Genomic DNA, 22,279 nt, shown 5'->3' with positions numbered 1-22,279 from the left:
AATCGGAAGTAGAGGTTGACAAGTGATCGACAATTCCCCCCGCAACGGCGTATCCGTACGCCCCCGGTTCCATGACCGTGCAACTGCCCGGTTCCGCAAGGCACTCGTCATGGGATCGGCCGGCGTCCTGGCCGCCGCCGGCGTCCTCTCGCTCGCCGGTACCGCGGACGCCGCCGGCACGCTCGGAGCCTCGGCCGCCGCCAAGGGCAGATACTTCGGCACGGCGGTGGCCGCGAACCACCTCGGTGAGGCGCAGTACGCCTCCACGCTGGACACCGAGTTCAATGCGGCGACGCCGGAGAACGAGATGAAGTGGGACGCCGTCGAAGGCACCCGCAACTCGTTCAACTACTCCGCCGCCGACCAGATCGTCAGCCATGCCCAGGGCAAGGGCATGAAGGTCCGTGGGCACACGCTGGTCTGGCACTCCCAGCTCCCCGGCTGGGTCGGCGGCCTCGCCGCGGCCGACCTGCGCACGGCGATGAACAACCACATCACCCAGGTCATGACGCACTACAAGGGCAAGATCTACGCCTGGGACGTGGTCAACGAGGCGTACCAGGACGGCGGCAGCGGCGCCCGGCGCAGTTCGCCGTTCCAGGACAAGCTCGGCGACGGATTCATCGAGGAGGCGTTCCGCACCGCTCGCGCCGCCGATTCGGGCGCCAAGCTCTGTTACAACGACTACAACACCGATGGCCAGAACGCGAAGAGCAACGCGGTCTACAACATGGTGAAGGACTTCAAGCAGCGCGGCGTGCCGATCGACTGCGTGGGCTTCCAGTCGCACTTCAACAGCAACTCCCCCGTCCCCAGCGACTACCAGGCCAATCTGCAGCGCTTCGCCGACCTCGGCGTCGACGTGCAGATCACCGAGCTGGACATCGAGGGCTCGGGTTCGGCCCAGGCCACCAACTACAGCAACGTGGTCAAGGCCTGTCTCGCCGTCTCACGTTGCACCGGCATCACCGTGTGGGGCATCCCCGACAAGTACTCGTGGCGCAGCGGCGGCACCCCGCTGCTGTTCGACAGCAACTACAACAAGAAGCCCGCCTACGACGCGGTGCTCGCGGCGCTCGGTGGTACCAGCGACGGTGGCACCACACCGCCCGGCGGCGGCACGGGCGGTGCCACCTGCACGGCCACCTACACCACCACCGCCTCCTGGAACGGCGGTTACAACGGCCAGGTGACGGTGAAGGCCGGCGGCTCCGCGATCAGCAGCTGGTCGGTGCCGGTGACGCTGAGCTCGCCGCAGAAGGTCTCGGCGACCTGGAACGGCACTCCCAGCTGGGACTCCAGCGGCAACGTGATGACCGTGAAGCCGACGTACAACGGCAGCCTGGCTGCAGGTGCATCCACGACCTTCGGGTTCACCGTCACGGCGAACGGCAGCTCGGCGACGCCTTCCGTCGGCGCCTGCACCGCCTCCTGAACCACGTTCGTCGATGACGAGCGGGGCGCGGCGATCACCCGATCGCCGCGCCCCGCTCCTCTGTGTCCGTACGGGCTCCGGGTCACCCTTGTGTGTACGGGTGCCGGGTCACCGGCCCAGCGCCGCCATCGCGGCGTTGTGGCCGGGAACGCCGCTGACCCCGCCGCCGCGCACCGCGCCCGCCCCGCACAGCAGGACGTTGGCGTGCGCCGTCTCGACGCCCCAGCGGCCGGTGTCCGCTGTGGCGTACGGGAATGCGAGGTCGCGATGGAAGATGTGGCCGCCGGGCAGCCGCAGATCCCGTTCGAGGTCGAGCGGGGTCTTCGCCTCGATGCACGGCTCGCCGTTCGCGTCGACGGCCAGGCAGTCGGCGATCGGCTCGTCCAGGTGTGCGTCGAGTTCGGCGAGCGTCGCCTTCAGCAGAGCGGCGCGCGTCGCTTCGTTGTCCGCCGCGAAGAGCCGGGCAGGCGTGTGCAGGCCGAAGAGGGTGAGGGTCTGGTAACCGCGGGCGGCGAGGTCGGGGCCGAGGATCGACGGGTCGGTCAGCGAGTGGCAGTAGATCTCGGACGGGGGCGCCGTGGGCAGCCTGCCTGCTGCCGCGTCCCGGTAGGCATCGGCCAGCTGCCCGTACCCCTCCGCGATGTGGAAGGTGCCGGCGAACGCCTGACGCGGGTCGGCGGAGCGGTCGCGCAGCCGGGGCAGCCGGCGCAGCAGCATGTTCACCTTCAGCTGTGCTCCCTCGGCAGGGGCCGGCGGCTCGTCGCCGAGGAGTGCGGCGAGGGCCTGCGGCGATGCGTTGACGAGGACCCGCCGGGCGGCGACCCGGTGTTCGCCGTCGGGTGAGACCACCGTGACCTCGGCCCGTGTCCCGTCGGTCTCGATCCGGGTCGCCTCGTGCCGCACCCGGATCTCGGCGCCCGCCGACCGGGCGGCCTGTGCGAGGGCGTCGGTGAGCGCGCCCATGCCACCGACGGGGACGTCCCAGTCGCCCGTGCCGCCACCGATGACGTGGTAGAGGAAGCAGCGGTTCTGGAGCAGGGACGGGTCGTGTGCGTCGGCGAACGTGCCGATCAGGGCGTCGGTCAGCACCACGCCGCGTACGAGATCGTCGGCGAAGTTCTCCTCCACGGCCACGCCGATCGGTTCCTCGAAGAGCATCCGCCAGGCGTCCGCGTCACCGATCCGGTCACGGAGCGCGTCCCGGCTGGGCAGGGGTTCGGTGAGGGTCGGGAAGACCCGCTCGGCGACCTGTTGTGTCATGCCGTAGAAGCGCTGCCAGGCCGCGTACTCGCGCTCGCCGCCGGTGAGCGCCGCGAAGGACTCCCGGGTGGTGTCCGGGCCGACGAGCAGTCCGGTGGGCCGGCCGTCGCGCACGGTCGGGGTGTACGAGGAGACGGTCCGTTTGCGTACGGCGAAGTTCAGTCCGAGGTCGCGGACGATCTTCTGTGGCAGCAGGGACACCAGATACGAGTAGCGCGACAGCCGGGCGTCGATCCCGTCGAAGGGGTGGGTCGAGACGGCCGCTCCCCCGGTGGTGCCGAGGCGTTCGAGGACGAGGACGGACTGTCCTGCGCGGGCGAGGTAGGCGGCGGCGACCAGTCCGTTGTGGCCGCCGCCCACGATCACTGCGTCATACGTGTCAGGTGCGGGCATGGCCCTTGGTAGCACGTGGCCATCGCCCCTGGCCAGAGGCGGCGGGGCGAAAGTTCCAGGTCAGTGCGGCGGCTCCGCGCCACGCTGCCCGCGCAGCGCAGCGACCTTGCGGTACAGCTCGACCGCCTCCGTGCCGCGCCCGAGCTGCTCGAGACAGTGCGCCTCGTCGTTCCGGCTCGCGAGTGCGTCGGGGTGGTCGGCGCCGAGGATGCGTTCACGGGCCTCGGCCACCGTCCGGTAGACGGTGAGGGCGTCGGCCCAGCGGCCCAGCCAGCCGAGCCCGACCGCGACCTCGCGGCGGCTGACGAGGGTGTCGGGGTGGTCAGGGCCGAGGACGCGCTCCCGGATCGTGCACACGTCGCGCGACTCGACGAGGGCTTCCTCCCAGCGGGCCAGCCGCCCCAGGTTGACGCCGAGTCCGTGGCGGGCACGGAGCGTCTCGGGGTCGGCGGGGCCGCTCACCCTGGTCCGGTCGTCGACGAGGGCGCGGTACAGCTCCAGGGCCTCCGCGCTGCGGCCCAGCCTGCCGAGGCTGATGCCGACCTCGTACCGGGCGGCAAGCGTGTCGGGATGGTCGGGGCCGAGCGTGGCGGCGCGGGCCTGGGCGACGTGCCGGTAGGTCTGCAGGGCGTCCGGCCACCGTCCCAACTGACCCAGGGCGTAGGCGACTTCGTAGAGGGTGACCAGGGTGTCGGGGTGGCCTGCGCCGAGCACCCGGGTGCGGGCGTGCGCCACGTCGCGGGCCATCCGGTACGAGTCCTCCAGCCGGCCGAGCCTGCTGAGGTTGAACGCGAGGTTGTGCCGGCAGCGCAGGGTGTCGGGGTGTTCGGGGCCCATCGAGCGTTCCCGGGAGGCGAGCACGGCGGCGTAGACCTGGTGGGCCTCGAAGTGGCGGCCGAGCTGGCCGAGCACGAAGGCCATCTCCTGCCGGGCGGCGAGCGTCTCCGGGTGGTCGGGGCCCAGGGTGCGTTCGCGGCCCTGGGCGACGCGGTCGAACGCGCGCAGGGCGTCCGCGGCGCGTCCGGTGCGGCTGAGGGTGAACGCGACCTCGAAACGGCTGGAGAGGGTGTCGGCGTGGTCGGGACCGAGGGCGTGTTCACGCTCGGCGGCGACCGCGCGATGCACCTCGCCGGCCTCCTCCCAGTGGCCGAGCCGGCCGAGGTTGAGGCCTGCGCTGTGCCGGTTGGCGAGGGTGGAGAGCAGCTCCGGCGACGGTGTGGGCCGCTCGGGCCGGACGAGCGGAACGCCTGCGCTCGGGGCCCGCAGGTCGGTACCGGTGGTCCACTCCCCGGTCAGGCCCGCGGAGTGGTCGGGCGGGGCGAGGCCGAGGTGCGCGGCCCCGGACACCTTATGTCCGATGGTCATGCCGCGGGTCCATGAGGGCAGCTGCGGCCCGGGCCCGGACGGCTGCCGGCCGGGGTGCAGGACCGGGACCGGTGGGGCGAGCCGGACCTGCCCCGACGGCTGAGGATGCCCGGCCGTCCGGCCGTCCACGGCGGCTGGGAGGTGCGGCTGTTCGCCGGTGCGTCCGACGGCGATCCGCCGCCGCAGGTCCCCCGCGTCGACGGGTCGCCCCTCCGGGGTCTTGGCAAGCAGCTCCAGGACGATCCGCTCGAAGAAACCGGGGAGTTCGGCGCGGTGGGTGCGCAACGGTTCGGGCTGGGTGTCGCGGTGCCCGACGAGGACCGCCCAGGCGTCCTCGAGGTCGAACGGGGGGACTCCGGTGGCGATCTCGTACAGCACACAGCCCAGTGAGTAGAGGTCGCTGCGGTGGTCGACATGGCCGCCGCTGATCTGCTCGGGCGACATGTAGTGCGGGGTGCCCATGGCGATGCCCGTACCGGTGAGGCGGGAGGTGAAGCCGATGTCGTGGCCGAGCCTGGCGATGCCGAAGTCACAGATCTTCACCGTGCCGTCGGCCAGCCGCATGATGTTGGCGGGCTTGAGGTCGCGGTGCACGATGCCCTGCTGGTGGGTGTAGCCGAGGGCGTCGGCGACCTGCTCGGCGATGTCCACGATGTCGGGTACCGGCAGCGGATGCTGTTCGTTGTCCTCCAGGAGCTGGCTGAGGTTGCGGCCATCGAGGAGTTCCATCACGAGGTAGAGGGCGCCGTCGTGCTCGCCGAAGTCGTGGACGACGGTGACGCCGCGGTGCTGGAGGCCGGCGGCCACCCGGGCCTCGCGGCGGAAGCGCTCGCGCAGGATCCGGGTGAACGACTGATCGTGCTGCGGGCCCATCGGCTTGAGGCACTTGACGGCCACCTGGCGGCCGAGCGACTCGTCGCGGGCGCGCCACACCTCACCCATGCCTCCGCGCCCGATCAGATCGAGCAGCCGGTACCGGCTCTGGATCAGCCTGGTCTCCGCCATCGCGTGCTGTCGCCCCCGTTGTTTCGCCTACTGCTGCGCCCTCCCCGGCGCGTCCAGTATGGCTGTCCTGCCGCGGAGTTTGGAGGGGGTGGGGCGGCTGCCGGGGCCGAGTCGTTCCATCGCCTGCACGATGTGACCGGGCGGGAGTCGCCAGCGCAGCCGCGAAGGGATGCAGCGCAGGGCGGTTCCGGTGGCGCGCAGGCGCCGGTCGACGGTGCGCGGAGGCGGTGCGGCCCTGCCGTAGAGCTCGTGGGCGTACGGGGGCAGTGACTGGTAGGCGAGTGCCGCGACGCGCCGCCACAGCAGTTCGCGCGCCGGGACCAGCAGGGCAGGGACGGGTGGTCGGCGGAGAAAGGCGTCGACGTCGAGTGCCTCTGCGCCCGCGGCGAGTTCGGGCCGCACCCGTGCGAAGTAGGCGGCGAGCTGTGCGGTGTTCGCGGGCACGCTGTCGGGGTCGAGGCCCACCAGGCGGGCGCCGGTGCGGTGTTCGTCGATGTAACGGTCGGCCTGGGCGGCCGTGAGGGGCTGACCGGAGCGGATCTGCACCTGCAGATAGGAGTCGACCTCGGCGCAGTGCACCCACAGCAGCAGCTCGGGTTCGTCGATGCCGTACGTCTCGCCGGTCGCCGGGTCGGTGGCCTTGAGGAGCCGGTGGATCCTGCGGACCCGGGCGCCCGCCTTCTCGGCGGCTTCCGTGGTGCCGTAGGTGACGGTGCCGACGAAGCCGGCAGTACGCATCAGCCTCCCCCAGGCGTCCTTGCGAAAGTCGGAGTTCTGCATGACGCCGCGGACGGCGCGCGGGTGCAGCGCCTGGAGGTAGAGGGCGCGCACGCCGCCGACCCACATCATCGGGTCGCCGTGCAGCTGCCAGGTGACGCTCTCGGGCCCGAAGAGCCCGGGGTCGGCGTGCGCCATGTCTGCTCGTACCTCCCGCTCGGCGGTGTACGTACCCGCGCGCACACAGGATGCGCCGGCCAGGACGCCCTGCGGGCCCACGGAAACCCTCCCGCCAGAAACTCTACTTGGCGCTCTCGTACCGCAGCGAGACCTCACGAGCGCCCTGTGCACGGAGCCGGACGGGGCACGGAAAGGGGCCGGTGGTCCCTGCCCCACGGCAGCGGAGCCCCTCCGGGCCGTCGCTCTCCGAGGTCCGGCTCCCCGTGCCGTCGGGTGTGTCCGCCGCCTCCCTGAGATAATTCACAGGAGACGCGCGAACAGTGGACCCGGACCGACCCCAGAGGCGTGGATGACCGATGCAGCGGCTGCCTCCGCGGAGGCGCCCATCAGGGTCTTTCTCCTGGACGACCACGAGGTCGTCCGCCGGGGGTTGCGCGACCTGCTCGACGCCGAGCCCGGCATCGAGGTGGTGGGCGAGGCCTCGACCGCCGCACAGGCAGTGGCCCGCGGGCCGGCTCTGCGCCCGGACGTGGCCGTGCTCGACATCCGGCTGCCCGACGGCGACGGCATCACCGTGTGCCGCGAACTGCGCTCGCGCATGCCGGAGCTGGCGTGCCTGATGCTGACGTCGTTCGACGACGAGGACGCCCTGCTCGACGCGATCATGGCGGGTGCCGTCGGCTACGTGCTCAAACAGATCAAGGGGGCCGATCTCGTGTCCGCCGTCCGGACGGTCGCGACCGGTCAGTCGATGCTGGACCCCGCGACCACGGCCCGGCTGCTGCACTCGCTGCGGGATCCGGAGGCGGCGGCTCCGCAGGACGCACGGCTGGCCGTTCTCTCCGAGCGGGAACGGTCGGTCCTGGAGCTCATCGGGGAGGGGCTCACCAACCGGCAGATCGCGGAGGAGCTGTACCTGTCCGAGAAGACGGTCAAGAACCACATCTCCCGGCTGCTCGGAAAGCTGGGCGTGGAGCGCAGGGTCCAGGCGGCGGTCATCGCCGCCGAGGTCCGCGAGCACGACAGAGGTGATCACTGACCCGCCTGTCGGCGCCCCCGATCAGGCGGTCGCCGCGGGCAGCGGAACCCGCCACTCCAGCCGCGTTCCCTCGCCTGCCCCGCCGCGCGCCGATACCGTGAGCTCGCCGCCCAGCCGTGCTGCCCGTTCCGCGAGATTGCGCAGCCCGCTGCGACGGCCCCCTTCCGTGATTCCGGTCCCGTCGTCGCTCACCGACACCGTCAGTACACCATCGAGAGCGGTGATGGCGACCTCGGCGGATGTGGCCCGGGCGTGGCGGGCCACGTTGGTCAGGGCTTCGCCGAGGACGGCGAGCACCTCGTCGGCCGTCGACGCCGGGACATCGGTCTCGATCAGGCCCTCCATCCGCAGGGCCGGTGCGAAGCCGAGTGCGCAGGCCGCCTCGTCCATCGCCTGCACGACCCGGAGTCTGAGCTTCGGCGCCGCTCCCGTCGTCCCGTGTGCGCGAAGACCGAAGATGGTGGACCGGATGATCTTGATGGTGGAGTCCAGGTCGTCGATGGCCCGCGCCAACCGCTCGGACGCCTGCGGGTGCTCGACGAAGCGCTGAGCGCTCTGGAGGGTCATCCCGATGGCGAAGAGCCGCTGGATCGCCAGATCGTGCAGGTCGCGGGCGATGCGCTCGTGGTCTTCCAGCAGGCTCATCTGTTCGGCGTCCCGCCTGCGGTCGGCGAGTTCCAGCGCGAGGGCGGCCTGTCCGGCGAAGCCCGGCAGTGCGGCGACCTCCGCGGCCCCGAACGGCGGCCTGCCGCGCCGCCGTGCCACGATCAGCACACCGCTCAGCTTCTCCTTGGTGCCGACGGTCACGGCCACCGCGGGCCCGAAGCCCTGCCAGCCCTGCGGCTGTACGGTGACCCGCTCGTCGGTCCCGACGTCCTGGACGGTGACCAGCCCGTCCTCGGTGATCGCGGCGGCGACGAGCGTTCCTTCGCCGCTGGGCAGCACGATCCCGCGGTGCGCCTCGGATCCTTCCCCCGCGGCCAGGGATCCGCACAGCTCACCGTTGCGGCCGACCGGGCAGAAGACGCCCAGGTCGGCCCGGATGATGGCGCGGGCCCGCTCCAGCATCCCTTCCAGCACCTGCGTCTCGGCCGAGCCGGAGAGCAGGGCACGGGTGAAGTCCGTGCTCGCGGCCAGCCAGCGCTCGCGCAGGCGGACCTCTTCGAAGAGGCGGGCGTTCTCGATGGCGATGCCGGCCGCGACCGCCAGCGTCGACAGAACGGCCTCGTCCTCGGCGTCGAAGTCCGCACGGTCCCGCTTCTCCGTCAGGTAGAGGTTGCCGAACACCTCGTCCCCGACCCGGATGGGAACACCGAGGAAGGAGTGCATCGGAGGGTGGTTGGCCGGGAATCCGTACGAGGCGGGGTGCTCGGACAGCTCGGACAGCCTCAGCGGCTCGGGATGACGGATCAGCTCGCCGAGGATGCCGTGCCCCGAGGGGAGGTCTCCGATCCGTGCACGCAGCTCGTCGCTGATGCCCACGGGAAGGAACTCGGCGAGCTTCTTGTCGTCGCCGATGACGCCGAGGGCTCCGTACTCGGCGTCTACGAGCACGACCGCTGCCTCGACGATGCCACGGAGCACCTGGGGCAGGTCCAGCCCCCGCCCCACGGACATGACCGCCTCGAAAAGTCCGTTCAGCCGGTCCCGGGTGCCACGCACCTCGTCGATGCGGACCTGGAGCTCGTCCAGCAGCTCGTCCAGCCGCAGCCGCGGGACGCTGCTCCCTGCGGCTTCCGGGCCGTCTCCGCCCATGAACACCTCCGGCGGCCGTGCGGGACGCGACGCGCAGTCGCACTTCCACGGTAGCCGTCGCCCCCGCCCGGCTTCCCGTCGGACACGGACACGTCGTTCACGGTGCGTGGCCGGTGCACCGGCCGGCCGCCGCTCCTGGCGACGGTCAGCAAGAGGCGATGCGGAACCAGTGCTCCTCGCCCGCGGCCACGGTGACCCGCCGCTCTCCGGGCAGGATCAGGGTCACATCGCCGTCCTGGCAGGGGGGCAGGCTCACGCCCAGCCTCCCCTCAACCAGCCGGATGCGGACTCCGTAGTGACCCCGGTAGCAGAACGTGAACGAGGAGTGCGCGATCTCCGGCAGCACGAAGGGGGCGATCCGTAGCCCCTCCGCTCCCGCTTCCAGCCCCGTGATGCCGCGCTCGACGAGGTCGACGGTGCCTGCCATGGCCCCGAGGTGGATCCCTTCGCCGGTGGTGCCGCCCTGGATGTCGGTCACGTCGCTGAGCAGGGCCTCCTCGTAGTAACGCCAGGCGTCCTTCGCGTTCTGGCGGGCGAGGACCCAGCCGTGCACAAGGCTGCTGAGCGTCGAACCGTGACTGGTCCGCCCCAGGTAGTACGCGACGGTGGCACGCCACAGGTCGTCGTCGAGCCGGTAGTCGAGCCGGGCGAAGAGGGCGTGCAGCTCGGCGGGGCCGAACAGATAGCCCAGCATGAGGGCGTCGGCCTGCTTCGAGGCCTGATAACGGTTGACCGTGTCGTCCTCCGCCTCCAGGATCCGGTCGAGCCTGCGGATGTCGTGGTAGCGGGCGCGATACGACTCCCAGTCCAGCTCGGCCAGGTGGCCGTACCCCTCGAACTGGCTGATGACGCCCGCGTGGAAGGGCACGTACAGGCGGCGGGAGATGGCGTCCCAGCGGTCGAGCGCCTCGCTGTCGAGTTCCAGCCGGACGCAGAGTTCCCGGCGCCGCGCAGCCGGCAGGTCGTCGAGCAGTTCGAGGCCGCGGGCCATGACCCATGCCGCGGTCGCGTTGGTGTACGCGTTGTCGTCGATACCGGGAACGGCCGCCTCGGGGTAGGCGTCGTGGTACTCGTCCGGGCCCAGGACGCCACGGATGCGGTAGCGCTCGTGCGCGGGATCGTACGTCGCGGCACCGGCCCAGTAGCGGGCGACCTCCAGCAGCAGCTCCGCTCCCTGACCGTGCATGAAACCGGTGTCCCCGGTGGTCTGCCCGTAGCGCCAGACGTTCAGGGCAATGGCCGATCCGACGTGCCGCTGCAGGTGCGAGTGGTCGGGCAGCCATCGGCCCGAGCGGGGGTTGAGGTGCAGCGACTGCGTCTCCTCGTGGCCCGAACTGCCGCTCTGCCACGGGAACATCGCTCCGCGCACACCGGCTTCCCGGGCCGCGGCCCGGGCGGCGGGCAGGCGCCGGTGGCGGTACAGGAGCAGGGCCCGTGCCACCTCCGGGAAGTGCAGGGTGACGTACGGCAGCACGAACAGCTCGTCCCAGAAGACGTGGCCGCGGTACGCCTCCCCGTGCAGCCCCCGCGCGGGCACGCCCACGTCGAGCTCCGCGGTCTGCGGGGAGAGCGTCTGCATCACGTGGAAGAGGTGGAGCCGCAGGAGGCGGCCCATGTCGCCGTTGACGACGTGCAACTCACCCTGACTCCAGAGCCGTTCCCAGGCGGCGCGGTGGGAGGCGAGAAGGACCGGAAAGGCCGGAGCGCCTTGCGCGTGTGCGACGGCAAGGGGCATCGGGTCGCCGACCGGGCGGTCCCGGGAGGTGTACAGGGCAGCTGTCTTCACCACCGTGGCGCGGTGGTCCGGACCGAGCGGCAGCCGGTAGCTCTGGACGGTGCCGGTGTCCGTGCAGCTTGCCCGGGTGACGACGAGAGGCCGGGTCACCGTCCTGACGGCGAGGCCGATCCCGATCCGCGACGAGGAAGTCCGGCACGACAGCCATGCCACACCGTCCGGCTCGACACCGCAGTGGTGGCCGGTGAGGTGGCGTCCGTCGAGGTCCTGGTACCTCTCGACGCCGGCGTTGGTGACCGCTGCATCGAGGCGCGACTCCACCTCGACCGTACCCGTCCAGCCGTACGCGCGGAACGTGCTCCGCTGGGCGGCGAGATACGGGTCGGCCATGTGCACGATGCGGGTGTGGGTGACTCCGAGGCGGCGGCCGTGTCCGTCCTGGAACTCCATGCGCCGGTCGAGTGTGCCGGCACGCAGGTCGAGTACGACACGGTAATGGCGCAGGCACCGCGAGTCCGGGGTCAGCCAGTCCCCCGGCGGACCGTCGTCCGGCAGACAGCGGTAGCGCAGCCGGAGCCAGTTGGGCAGATTGACCATGTCCTCGTTGCCGACCCGCTTTCCGGCGACGTCCGAGACGAGCAGGTCGTAACAGCCCGCCACGTACGTGCCCGGGTAGTGGACCGCATCGGCCGCGGTCTCGGGCGCCGCTCCCCGGGTCGCGAACCTGCCGTTGCCGAGGGTGCACAGGGATTCGACGACCCGCTCCGTCCTCGGTTCGTACCTGTCGTACGACCATGTCCAGGGGGAGATCATGGCCGCGTTCCGCGGACCAGCCCGGGCAGTGCGGTCAGGTCTGCCGCCACGACGTCGGCGCCGTGAGCCAGCAGAGCCGGCGCGATGGCCGGGTCGCCCGTCCGGTCGATGCCCACGACCAGACCGAAGTTCCCCCGCCGCCCCGCCTCCACCCCCGCGAGGGCGTCCTCCACGACCGCCGCGGCGGCGGGCACGACACCCAGCCGGACGGCAGCTTCCAGGAACAGCGCAGGGTCCGGCTTCCCTGGAAGTGCCAGCCTGGCCGCGTCCGTTCCGTCCACCACGGCGTCGAACAGCCCGTGGATTCCCGCCGCTTCCAGCAGCGGCCCGGCATGCCGGGACGCCGATGCGGCGGCGCACCGCGCGCCCGCCGCCCGCAGAGCACGCACGGCGGGCCGCACATCCGCGAAGACGTCGACAGCCCTCGTCCTGAGGACTTCCGTGAACGCCTCCTCCTTGCGGGCGGCGACCGCCCACACGGTGTCACAGCCCGGCAGATCTCCGGGTGCGCCCGGCGGCAGGCGTACGCCCCGAGCGGACACGAAGGCCAGCGCTCCGTCGTGGCGTGGCTTCCCGTCGATCAGTTCCCGGTACTCACGGTCGGTGTCGAAGGGCTGCTGCTTTCCACCGCCTTCGGCCCATGCGTCCAGGCATCCGTCGAAGGCGCGCTTCCAGGCGGCTGCGTGGAGCGCCGCCGAGTCGAGCAGCACTCCGTCGGTGTCGAGGACGACGGCCCGCAGCATGCTCACTGATGCACCACGCGGCGGCCTGTGATCCGGGTGGGTGTGATCGTCATCCAGTACCTGCGGGAACCGCCTGCCCAGGGCAGGGAACGGGCCACGGCGTCCAGCCGCTGGACGGCCGCTGCGTCGGTGACGCCCGCGGCCTCCCCGACCGCGAGGACGCTCCAGCCCCGCCGCACGGCGTCGTCGATGCGATCGGTCTCGAAGGCGACCTCGGTGCCGGCGGCCCGGGCCAGCAGCCCCTCTCCATGGGTCCGGAACGCGATCTCGTCCCCTGCGACCACATAGTTGACCGGGACGATCGCGGGGCCGTCAGGGGTGACGACCGCGATTCTGCCGATTCCATGGGTGGACAGCAGCTCCCTGCACTCCTCGTCGGTGAGCGCCACGAGGTCCGTGTCGCGCCGGGCCGTGGCCCTGCCGGGGGGAGTGTCGGCGGTCGCGCCGGTCAGCTCGGAAACGGTCGTCCCCAACGCGTCGGCGAGACGGACAAGGGTTCCGATCTCGGGCGCCGCAGCGTGTTCTTCGAGGTAGGCGATGTACGAGGCCTCCGCCCCGCAGCGCCGGCCCACTGCCTCGCGGGTGAGCCCGAGTTCCACACGCCGCGTCGCCAGCCGCCGGCCGAGGTCCGTACGGCCGGTCGACACCTCGGGGGGCGTTGTCCGCCCGGTGATCCTGGTCATGATGCTCCCCATCTTCGCGTTCACACCTGGGATGCGACCGTGACGGCGTTGTGCTGCGGGCCGCCGAGGGCCACTTTGAGGGCGCTGGTCTCGCCGGCGTGGGAGAAGACGTCGTACGCCTCCTCCATCTGCCGGAGCTCGAAGCGGTGGGTGATCAGCGAGGCGGCCGGCAACCGCCCGTCGGCCATCATCCGCAGCAGCATCGGCGTCGAGTACGCGTCGACCAGTCCGGTGGTGATCGTGACGTCCTTGATCCACAGGTCTTCCAGGTGAAGGGTCACCGGCTCGCCGTGGACTCCCACATTGGCGACACGGCCGCCGGGGCGGACCATGCGTGTGCACATCTCGAAGCTCTCCGGTACCCCCACCGCCTCGATGACGACGTCGGCGCCGAGCTCCTCGGTCAGGTCGGCGACCAGGCGTTCCGGTCCCTCGTCCGCACGAACGGTCGCGTCCGCTCCCAGCGAGCGCGCCGCGGTCAGCCGTGGTTCGGCGAGGTCCACGGCGATGATCCGGCCGGGGCTGTACAGCTGCGCGGTCACGATCGCCGCCAGACCGATCGGACCCGCACCGACCACGACGACCGTGTCGCCGGGGCGCACCCTGCCGTTGACCACGCCCACCTCGTACGCGGTGGGGAAGATGTCGGCGAGAAGGAGCGCGTCGTAGGTGTCGACCGTGCTGGGCAGCGGGTGGACGGACAGGTCGGCGAAAGGCACCCGTACGTACTCGGCCTGCGTTCCGTCGACGGTATGGCCCAGAACCCAGCCTCCGCCCCCGAGGCACTGGCCGTAGCGGCCCTCGCGACAGAACCGGCACCGGCCGCACGCCGAGATGCAGGAGATCAGCACGCGGTCACCGGGCCGGACGGTGCGCACATCTCCGCCGGTCTCCACCACCGTGCCCACGGCTTCATGGCCCAGCACGCGGCCCGGGGTGACCTCGGGTACGTCCCCCTTGACGATGTGCAGGTCGGTACCGCAGATGGTGACGGTGTCGACACGGACGATCGCGTCGGCGGCATCCTTGATGCTCGGATCCGGCACGTCCGTCCACGCGGTCTGCCCCGGTCCCTGGAAGACGAGTGCCTTCATGGCGTCGGCCTTCTTCCTGTCTCTTTTCCGGTAGGGCTCACCGTCGGGCCGACCCGGCACGAGCAGCGCGCCCAGCGGCCGTACGGTCCACCCGGGCTTGGGCGGATGACGGTCCCGGCGCCTCAGGTCCGACGGCGGACTCTTCCAGGGTTTCGCCGATCCGCGACGGCGCAACCGGGACAGATGTGCGTGCGCCGAAAGCGAGACGGCGAGGACAGCGACAAGGTCCGGACGGCCTCCGGCTGAGGGCGCGCGTGATCGCGCACCGAACGCTGTGACCAGGCTTTCCAGTGAACGATGAGCCTGGAGGCCCGCGTCCGGGCTCCAGCTGCGGCGAAACACGAGCGGTTTCTCCTCCGACCCACGGCTGGATGAGGTTCTCGCTGGTCAGAGCCGGCTTGGACGCTCGGGTGACGTCGACCGGTTTCTCCGGCACCGCCGCGATCAGGTCGGCGAGAAACTCCAGGCGCCGCACACGCTCCAGTTCATCGGCCTCCGCCGGCAGGCTCTCCAGGCCCGGTGACCCGCTGCATGGGACGAGCCCCTTCGATCAGCGGCCCGGCTGCAGTGCCCACGCCTCCCTCCACGGCGTCCCGGCCCCGGACTCGGAGAGCGTGGGCGCAACACAACAGCGGCCGGCGGCAACCGCACGCGCGTCGCCCGTCACTACCGGCGGCGCACACCGGATCGACGGCGGTGGGTGCCCCCGCTGCGTCCTATCGCGAACTCACTCGCGAGTCCTGTTGCCGCCTCGGCCGCCGCACCTTCGCCGAGGACGCCGCCGCGCGCCGCCGCTGGCGCAGGAGACATACCATCACCGCGCACACCACGACCGGCACGGTCACGAGCACCGTCCACCACGGGATGCCGAGCCACGTCGACGCGACCCCCACGCCCACGCCGACGCCGATGCTGGTGAAGGCCAGCCACCTGCCGTACGGCTCCCAGACGAAGTGTTCGTAGGCGGTCGGCCTGGCCAGGCGGACCGCGCCGAACACGAGCGACTCGGCCGCGAGGAGTGCGACGAGGACGCCTATGGCGGCGTTTCCCTGGTGCTCGTCGCGGGGTGCATCGGAGGTGTTCTGGCGGACGCCGTCCTTGCTGAGGACGACGATGTCGCCGCGCCACCCGGTGGCGGTGACCTCGTCGCCCCGATGCAGCTTGTCGAAGAGCGGCCCGGAGTCGCTGAACGGCACGACCCTCTGCGAGGAGTCGTCGCCCTTGTCCTTGAGGGTCGCCTCGTAGACCCTGACCTTTCCTCTGATCGCGGACTCGGTCCTCGTGACGGTGGTGTGCCAGGTGGTGAGGCAGTCCTTCGCAGTCACCTCCTGCGGGGTCGCCTGCTCGGAGCATGGCGCGGCCGCCCGGTAGTCCTCGTAGCGCTCCTGTTGGCCTGGCATCCACACCGTGAACGCCAGGTAGCTCAGCACGGCCCAGATCAGAGACAGCGCGATCAGCGCCACGCCCGTGAGCCGCGCCCGGCCCGGCGACTTCCGGTCGGGACTGCCCTTCCTGCCCGCCGTGGCCCACGCCCGCTCTGCCATCGCCGGCCCCCTCCACCGATTCTTCATGAGCTGAGGCAGGTATAGCACTGGGCCGTAGGACAGTCGGTGCGAGGGGCACGCATCTCACCTGGTGATGAGACGCGGCTCCGCGTCGAGGACGGCCGGGCCGCCCACCTCGCGATTACCGGTAACCGTCACGTCGTCTCGCGGAACGTGCACGTGAACGTGAACTCGGCCGGTGCGACCTTCAGCCGGTATCGCCGCAGCGTCCCCGGGCCCGCAGGACTGCGAACCGATGCCCTGCTGGGTGTGGTCGAGGTGGACCCACACACCGCAACCACACCGTGCAGACCCGCGCACTGCACGCCTACCCACGCGGCGCGACGTCAACGCACACCACCACGACGTGCCGGCAGCCCAACGCCGTGAGCGTGCGCGGATCCGCAGCGAGAAAGGCATCCGCCGGGGCGGGCGTCCCCTCCCCGCCGAACGGTTTCAGGTCCTCACGTCGAGGGCTGCATGATGACGTGCTCACCCTCACCGTTCGGTTCCTCGAAGTTGGCCAGGTAGCGGTGGAACAGCGTCTCGTCCACGGTGACGGAGTCGGCGCCTTCCTCGCCATTCCGTACTTCGAGGCGCCGCTCCAGCGTCGTCCGATCGGCCTTGAGGTGGACCAGTTCCCAACGGCAGCCGTGGCACTCGATCAGCGCCTTGTAATCATCGCGGGCGGCACGACTCCAGAAGCTGTAGTCCACCACCACATCGCGCCCGGCCGACATCAGCTCGACCAGTTCCTGCCGCTGCTCGCGGCGGACCTCTTCCTTGAACCGGTCGAACGCCTCCGCCTCCAGCACCAGGCCGGCATCGCGCTGCCCCAGTCGTTGCCAGACCACCTCGTCGATCGAGAGCCGAACGTACCCGCGTCGCACCAGCTCCATCGCGTAGGTGGTCTTGCCCGCCCCCGGAGGACCACACATCAGCACCACCGTGCTCAATTGCTGCGTCACGGAGCCAGGTTAGACCCGAAGAAGACGTCCTCGAGCACCTCATCGACAGGTCGGCGGCGCATAGGACGAGGTGGTCCTCGGGCAGCCGGTCGTCCAGCGACGGAGGCAGCAGCAGGACCTGGTGCGGGTCGACGGCATGAAAGATCGTGAAGCGCCGGCGGATCGCCGCTGGGCCTTCGTGTGCGGCAGGGGTCAGCCTTGCCGGCGGAGGTCCAGCATGTAGAAGACCTTGTCGTACCGGCGTTCGCAGACGGCGACGAAGCCGTGCAGACGGCCGTATTCGGTGAAGCCGAGCGACCGGTAGAGGAGCAGGGCATTGGTGTTGTCGCCACGGGCGTCCAGGGTGAGGACCTCGATACCCTCCTCCCGGGCGTCCGCGATCAAGGCAGCGGTCAGCGCCCGGCCGACGCCACGACCATGGGCAGCAGCAGCTACCGCAACCTTCTACCGGACAGCGACTCGTGAAAGCCCGAGGCTGGGACACTCACACCCGCGAAAGCGCGAGTCTAGAGATTTGTGCCGGTGTTGCCGTCGTCATCCGAAGAGTCCCGCTGCTTCCCCTCACCCGGAGCAGAAAGATCCTCTTGCTCGTCCAGCAACTTCAGGAGCGCGGCGTCTGCCCTCTGCTTGTCCTCTTTCGTCAGTTCGAGAGTTGCGTTGCTGTAGACGGTGTACCGGTCGGGATCGCTGATGTTGGCGGCCCTCAAGGTGAACGTCAGAAGGGTGCGCCACCCCTTGCGGTGGCCGACCCTCGCCTGGAGCTGGACCTTGTAATCGCGGGGCTCCGGAACGAATCCGGAAAACGGTGCCTCGAACTCGATGAGGAGTTGTTGCGCTTCTCTGCCGGCCACGGCGAATCCGGCTGGCAACTTCGGCTCGTCCTCCGGCCCGGGTTGGAGACGAGACGGTGAAGACATCCACAGGAGCGGCAGATGGGAGGCGGGCTCATCAGGGAAGGACAACCTGAGATCCTGCACGACTATCGGCTTGGCACCAGTATTGTGAAGGACGAGCGGAAGCCGCAGGCGAGCCATGGAGCGGTGGACAATCGCAGCAAAGGAATGAGGCTCCCAGGACTTCAGGTGCCCTTGCCTGGCGTTGATCCACCAGAAGGACGCGACGGTAAAGATCAACGCGCAAACCGACACGAAGCCAGCGCCAGGAATCGATGGAGACGCATCCTGAACTGCAGCGACCATCAAGGGAAGCACAATTTCAGTGTGCCAGCCCCAGGGTGCGCACGCTAACAGAACTCGGTGACGCGGGGCCCTTGAGCAGCCCGGCCTCTCGGTGCGGAGCAGCTGGGTTCCTTCGTCCTTCGGCGACGAGGTGCGCCGGCAAATCGTCCAAGTCGATGTGCCACCGTCTCGTCGCTGCCGACAACGTCGAATACGCGCGGACAGCATGGGGATCGCTGGGCTCGTACCGCACCTCGTGCTCACGGACAAGGACATCTCGTGCGAAACGACGAGCTGTACAGGTAGCCCCCGAATCACGGGTTTCAACGACTTCATTGCTCTCACTCGAGGTGCTGAGTCACAAGGGAGGGGCAAGCGCCATCGGAAGTTCTGTCGTCCGAACGAGCGAGGCATGAACGGAGAAGCGGTACTGCGACGCCCAGTGCTGGATGCCACCAGCATCAGTTGCCAGACGAAGGCAACCTTCGTGTCCGACCGACGCTGCAGCAGTCATCGCTGTACCGGCGCCCCTCCCACAGGTAGCTGATGCCGTAGTCCCAGCGGTAGTCGTTGAGGCGGTACCAGCCGTAGTCGTGGTCGCCGCTCCAGCGGTGATCACGGTCGCCGCCCCAGCGGTGGTCGTCGGTCTCGAAGCCGACGGCCGGGCGCTGGGCATGTTCTGGCGTCGCCGTCGCGGCCGACGCAGTACTCCCGGCACCAAGAACGGCTCCACCGGCCACCGCCAGGGAGGCGATGGCGACAGGCATGCGCTTCGAAAAGTTACTCACAGGTTTTCCCTTCGGCTCAGAGCGCTCGTCAGCGCAACGGGCGCTCAGATCACGGATGCAATTCGTGGGGCGGAATTCGAACGGAGCAGGACGGGCCGCTCTGCTTCCTGGGCGTCGGTCGACTCCGTGCCGCGTCACCGGACGCGAGAGAGGTGCCGTTGCGCCGATACCCCGAGATTCCATACGACGTACGGAACCCTCTTCATTGATACCATACGTCGCATGGAAAGTCGAAGGGTGCTACAGGAGGAGACCTACCTGTCACTCGCGATGACGGCGACGCGGCGCCGGAAATCCGGCCCCGGGCCGGCCGACACTCCGCATGGCCAGGGGGGGCCGATGCCACGCCCCCCCTGGCGGAGATAGAGCAGGACACCCCCACGGCCGACGATGCGTTCGACCGCTTCGCACAACTGGGGGCCGCCGTCGCACTGGGCCGAGCCGAAGACGTCGCCGGTCAGACACTCGGAGCACAGGCGCGGCGCACCTGCAGGGACCGGCCGGCGGCGGTTCGCCGAGGATGACGGCCACACATGTGAGGTACGGGCACCACATCTGCCGGACGCCGAGTATCCGGGCGGTGGCGGCAGTAGCGGTACCAACGGTCCCGCATTCCGTCCGTTCGCGAGCCGCAGTTCGTCGGTTTCACCACCTCGGCAGGGGTGAAAGAGGTGGGCGCCGGTACTCAGGAGAGCACCGGCGCCCACGGCATGGCACCTCTCACCTACACGCCGCCTGCTCACGGGTGACCGGACTTCGGATCCCGCGCGACCAGGCGGCGGCAGTGCGGTCAGGCATAGGCGACGGCATCCTCGACGGGCACGCGGGGCAGCCGCGGGAACCACGGGTCGGCACCGGGGTGACCGATGTTGACCACCAGATGCGAACGCCAGCTGGTACCGGCGAAGAACTCCTCGTCCACGCCGGCCTTGTTGAAGCCCGCCATGGGACCAGCCGCAAGCCCCGCTGCGCGCACCGCGAGTAGGAAGACCCCGGTCTGCAGTGCCGAGTTGTATACGGCGATGCTCTCGCGTGCGTCGATCTGGCCGGCGAACGCCGTTCGCAGCATGTCGCCACGGGCCGGGAAGACCGTCGGCATCTGCTCATGGAAGTCGACGTCGTACGCCAGAATCGCCACGGCGGGCGCACTGAGCGTCTTGGCCCTGTTGCCCTCGTCGAGATGCCGGGCGAGTCGCTCCTTGCCCTCGTGGGTACGCACGAAGAGCACGCGCAGAGGCTGGCCGTTGGCGGCACTCGGCGACCAGCGGGCGAGTTCCCAGATCATGGCGAGTTCGTCGTCGGCAACGGCCACCTCGGCGAAGGTGTTCGCGGTGCGGGCCTCGGTGAACAGCACCTTTCGTCCGGCGTCGTCGAGGACATCGAGGGCCTGCGGTTCGCGGTCGGTCATGCTCATCATTACTCTCTTACTTCGGTTGTATGTGGTGCCGGGGCGGATTGACCGCCCCGGCACCACCCCGTGGGGACGGGGTTTGCGGAGCCGGGCGGGGCACAAGGACCCGTTGCTGTCACGTGGGCCTGTGGCCCCCTGTCCGACGTCATGGGTGGTGTGTCGACCGCTTGTTCCGCTCCGCGCCCAGGCGGGCGAAGTAGGCGATCAGGTCGGGGTTGTCGACCGCCGCGGGGTTCAGGACCTGCTCGGCGGGGGCCCCCTGGAGCAGGCGCTTGACGGGAACCTCGAGCTTCTTGCCGGTCTTCGTGTGCGGGAGAGCCGGTACGGCGATGATCTCGTCGGGGACGTGGCGGGGTGAGACGCCGGCGCGAATCGCGTCTCGGATCCGGTCGCGCAGGGAGTCGTCCAGGCCGACCCCGTCGGCGAGGACCACGAAGAGCGGCATCCAGTAGCCGCCGTCGGGTTCCTCCGCACCGATGACGAGGGCCTCGCCGATCTCGGGGAGGCGTTCGACGACGTCGTGGATGTCGGCACTGCCCAGGCGCACGCCGTTGCGGTTGAGGGTGGCGTCGGAGCGGCCGTGGACGATCACCGAGCCGTGCGCGGTGAGCGTGATCCAGTCGCCGTGCCGCCACACACCGGGGTAGGCGCCGAAGTAGGCGTCACGGTAGCGGCTGCCGTCGCGGTCGTTCCAGAAGTACAGCGGCATGGACGGCATGGGACGGGTGACGACCAGTTCACCGACCTGGTCGAGGACTGGGGTGCCCGTCGCATCGTAGGCGGCCAGCGCCACTCCCAGGCCGGGGGCGGACAACTCCCCCGCCCGGACCGGGGTCGTGGCGGCACTGCCGGCGAAGCCGGAGACGATGTCCGTGCCGCCGCTGGTGGAGGCCAGTTGGATGCCTGCGCCCACATGGTCGCGGACCCAGGGGTAGGCGGAAGCAGGCAGAGCGGAGCCGGTGCAGCCGATGACGCGGACGGCCGACAGGTCGTGCACGGAGGGTTCGATGCCCAGCTTGGCCATGGCCAGCAGGTACTGAGGACTGGTGCCGAAGACGGTGACCTTGTGACGGGCCGCCAGCTCCCACAGGACGTCCGGACGCGCCTGCGGTGCCGGGCTGCCGTCGTAGGTGCAGGTGGTGGCACCGGTCAGCAGGGTGGAGACGACCAGGTTCCACATCATCCAGTGGGTGGTGGTGTACCACAGCAGGCGGTCCCCGGTGCCCAGATCGGTGTGCAGGCCGAGCATCTTGAGGTGTTCGAGCAGGACCCCTCCGTGCCCGTGGACGATGCCCTTCGGCAGGCCGGTGGTGCCGGAGGAGAACACCACCCACAGAGGGTGGTCGAACGGCACCGGGGCAAAAGAGAGGTCCTCGGTGCGGGTGGCCGCGTCCTCCCAGGACACCGTCAGACCCGGGTGCCCGCCCTCGGGCCAGGCAAGGCCCACGTGCTCCACGATCACCGTGGCCTTCAACGTCGGCAGGGCGGTGGCCAGTTCGGACGAGGCGGCACGGCGGTCGTGTGTGATTCCGTTGAAGAGGTAGCCGTCCGCCGTGATCAGCACCGTGGGTTCGAGCTGGGCAAACCGGTCGGCGGCGGCCTTGGGTGCGTAGTCCTGGCCGCACACCGACCACACCGCGCCCAGGCTGGCGGTGGCGAGGAAGGCGATGACGGCGTGGGGGGTGTTGGGCAGATAGCCCACCACCCGGTCGCCCTGTCCGACGCCCAGGTCGCGCAGGGTGGCGGCGACGGAGGCGACCCGGGAGCCCAGTTTCCGGCCCGTGATCTCGTAGCCGGCTCCGGTCTCGTCCAGCGCGGTGATGGCGGGAGCATCCGGCTGCAGGTTGCGTAGCGCGTGGTGGGCGTAGTTGAGGGTGGCGCCGGGAAACCAGCGGGCCCCGGGCATGGTTTCCTCGTCCAGCACCCGCTCGTACGGAGTCGCCGCGTGGATGTCGAAGTATTCCCACACCGCCGCCCAGAAACCTTCCAGGTCGGTGACGGACCAGCGGTGCAGGGCCTGGTAGTCGGTGGGGTCGGGAACGCCGTCGGCGCTCTTGTGCCGGGCGGCCCATCCGGCGAAGTCCGCAATGCGGCTGCGGGCGGCCACGTGCGGGTCGGGAGTGAAGAAGGGTTCCGGGTACGGCGCGAGGTGCTGGCTCGTCATGGTGTGGTG

Annotated in this window: 16 protein-coding genes and 3 pseudogenes; 3 read left to right on the top strand and 16 right to left on the bottom strand. The window is 70.3% G+C overall.

Annotated features, from left to right (window positions below; genetic code table 11):
- The first annotated feature begins 109 nt into the window (after nt 1–109).
- Complete coding sequence (locus OG878_RS37040; RefSeq protein WP_328891507.1) at nt 110–1,435, top strand: endo-1,4-beta-xylanase; 1,326 nt, start codon at nt 110–112, stop codon at nt 1,433–1,435.
- Between the two features lie 108 nt (nt 1,436–1,543).
- Here OG878_RS37040 and OG878_RS37035 read toward each other — a convergent pair whose 3' ends face one another.
- From OG878_RS37035 to OG878_RS37025, 3 genes are read right to left on the bottom strand one after another with little or no spacing between them, the layout of a single operon-like run.
- The gene (locus OG878_RS37035; protein ID WP_328890823.1) at nt 1,544–3,088 is read right to left on the bottom strand and encodes a phytoene desaturase family protein; all 1,545 of its coding nucleotides are present in this window, start codon (nt 3,086–3,088) and stop codon (nt 1,544–1,546) included.
- Between the two features lie 60 nt (nt 3,089–3,148).
- Nucleotides 3,149–5,458 (bottom strand): serine/threonine-protein kinase, encoded by a 2,310-nt coding sequence (locus OG878_RS37030; protein WP_328890822.1) that lies wholly within the window; start codon nt 5,456–5,458, stop codon nt 3,149–3,151.
- A 27-nt stretch (nt 5,459–5,485) separates the two neighbouring features.
- Nucleotides 5,486–6,373, bottom strand: a complete 888-nt coding sequence (locus tag OG878_RS37025) for an oxygenase MpaB family protein (RefSeq protein ID WP_328891506.1) — start codon at nt 6,371–6,373, stop codon at nt 5,486–5,488.
- A 331-nt stretch (nt 6,374–6,704) separates the two neighbouring features.
- Here OG878_RS37025 and OG878_RS37020 point away from each other — a divergent pair, with 331 nt between their 5' ends.
- Nucleotides 6,705–7,394: a response regulator transcription factor gene (locus tag OG878_RS37020; protein WP_328890821.1), complete on the top strand. Its 690-nt coding sequence runs from the start codon at nt 6,705–6,707 to the stop codon at nt 7,392–7,394.
- A 21-nt stretch (nt 7,395–7,415) separates the two neighbouring features.
- Here the strand turns inward: OG878_RS37020 and OG878_RS37015 are convergent, their stop codons facing one another.
- The 6 genes from OG878_RS37015 to OG878_RS36990 all read right to left on the bottom strand — a co-directional run bounded on the left by OG878_RS37015 (nt 7,416) and on the right by OG878_RS36990 (nt 15,761).
- Nucleotides 7,416–9,149: a sensor histidine kinase gene (locus OG878_RS37015; RefSeq protein WP_328890820.1), complete on the bottom strand. Its 1,734-nt coding sequence runs from the start codon at nt 9,147–9,149 to the stop codon at nt 7,416–7,418.
- Nucleotides 9,150–9,294: 145 nt separating this feature from the next.
- A complete protein-coding gene (locus tag OG878_RS37010; protein ID WP_328890819.1) occupies nt 9,295–11,697 on the bottom strand; it encodes a glycoside hydrolase family 65 protein in 2,403 nt (800 codons plus the stop codon).
- Entirely contained in the window at nt 11,694–12,440 is a 747-nt protein-coding gene (locus OG878_RS37005; RefSeq protein ID WP_328891505.1) for an HAD-IA family hydrolase, read from the bottom strand. The genes OG878_RS37010 and OG878_RS37005 overlap by 4 nt, the downstream gene beginning before the upstream one ends.
- 2 nt (nt 12,441–12,442) lie before the next feature.
- Nucleotides 12,443–13,123 (bottom strand): helix-turn-helix domain-containing protein, encoded by a 681-nt coding sequence (locus OG878_RS37000; RefSeq protein ID WP_328890818.1) that lies wholly within the window; start codon nt 13,121–13,123, stop codon nt 12,443–12,445.
- A gap of 20 nt (nt 13,124–13,143) precedes the next feature.
- A complete protein-coding gene (locus OG878_RS36995) occupies nt 13,144–14,217 on the bottom strand; it encodes a zinc-dependent alcohol dehydrogenase family protein (RefSeq protein ID WP_328890817.1) in 1,074 nt (357 codons plus the stop codon).
- 716 nt (nt 14,218–14,933) lie between these two features.
- Entirely contained in the window at nt 14,934–15,761 is an 828-nt protein-coding gene (locus OG878_RS36990; RefSeq protein ID WP_328890816.1) for a hypothetical protein, read from the bottom strand.
- A gap of 290 nt (nt 15,762–16,051) precedes the next feature.
- On the opposite strand from OG878_RS36990, the pseudogene OG878_RS36985 reads away from it, so the two are divergent.
- A pseudogene (locus tag OG878_RS36985) lies at nt 16,052–16,245 on the top strand (hypothetical protein); the annotation flags it as partial.
- Here the strand turns inward: OG878_RS36985 and OG878_RS36980 are convergent.
- From OG878_RS36980 to OG878_RS36950, 7 genes and pseudogenes are all read right to left on the bottom strand, one after another.
- Nucleotides 16,226–16,729: an AAA family ATPase gene (locus OG878_RS36980; RefSeq protein ID WP_328890815.1), complete on the bottom strand. Its 504-nt coding sequence runs from the start codon at nt 16,727–16,729 to the stop codon at nt 16,226–16,228. The pseudogene OG878_RS36985 and the gene OG878_RS36980 sit on opposite strands and share 20 nt — an antisense overlap.
- A 192-nt stretch (nt 16,730–16,921) precedes the next feature.
- Nucleotides 16,922–17,173, bottom strand: a pseudogene (locus OG878_RS36975) (GNAT family N-acetyltransferase); the annotation flags it as partial.
- Between the two features lie 62 nt (nt 17,174–17,235).
- Nucleotides 17,236–17,928 (bottom strand): hypothetical protein, encoded by a 693-nt coding sequence (locus OG878_RS36970; RefSeq protein ID WP_328890814.1) that lies wholly within the window; start codon nt 17,926–17,928, stop codon nt 17,236–17,238.
- 440 nt (nt 17,929–18,368) lie between these two features.
- Nucleotides 18,369–18,695: a hypothetical protein gene (locus OG878_RS36965; protein WP_328890813.1), complete on the bottom strand. Its 327-nt coding sequence runs from the start codon at nt 18,693–18,695 to the stop codon at nt 18,369–18,371.
- A 335-nt stretch (nt 18,696–19,030) separates the two neighbouring features.
- Nucleotides 19,031–19,226 (bottom strand): annotated as a pseudogene (locus OG878_RS36960) (GTP cyclohydrolase); the annotation flags it as partial.
- 259 nt (nt 19,227–19,485) lie between these two features.
- Nucleotides 19,486–20,103 carry a malonic semialdehyde reductase gene (locus OG878_RS36955; protein WP_328890812.1) on the bottom strand — a complete coding sequence of 206 codons (618 nt, stop codon included), beginning with the start codon at nt 20,101–20,103 and terminating at the stop codon, nt 19,486–19,488.
- A gap of 148 nt (nt 20,104–20,251) precedes the next feature.
- Nucleotides 20,252–22,270 (bottom strand): acetoacetate--CoA ligase, encoded by a 2,019-nt coding sequence (locus OG878_RS36950; RefSeq protein ID WP_328890811.1) that lies wholly within the window; start codon nt 22,268–22,270, stop codon nt 20,252–20,254.
- Nucleotides 22,271–22,279: the final 9 nt, after the last annotated feature.

This window comes from Streptomyces sp. NBC_00316, from assembly GCF_036158715.1.
Classification (GTDB): Bacteria; Actinomycetota; Actinomycetes; order Streptomycetales; family Streptomycetaceae; genus Streptomyces.
This window is presented reverse-complemented; position numbering and strand designations above follow the sequence as displayed.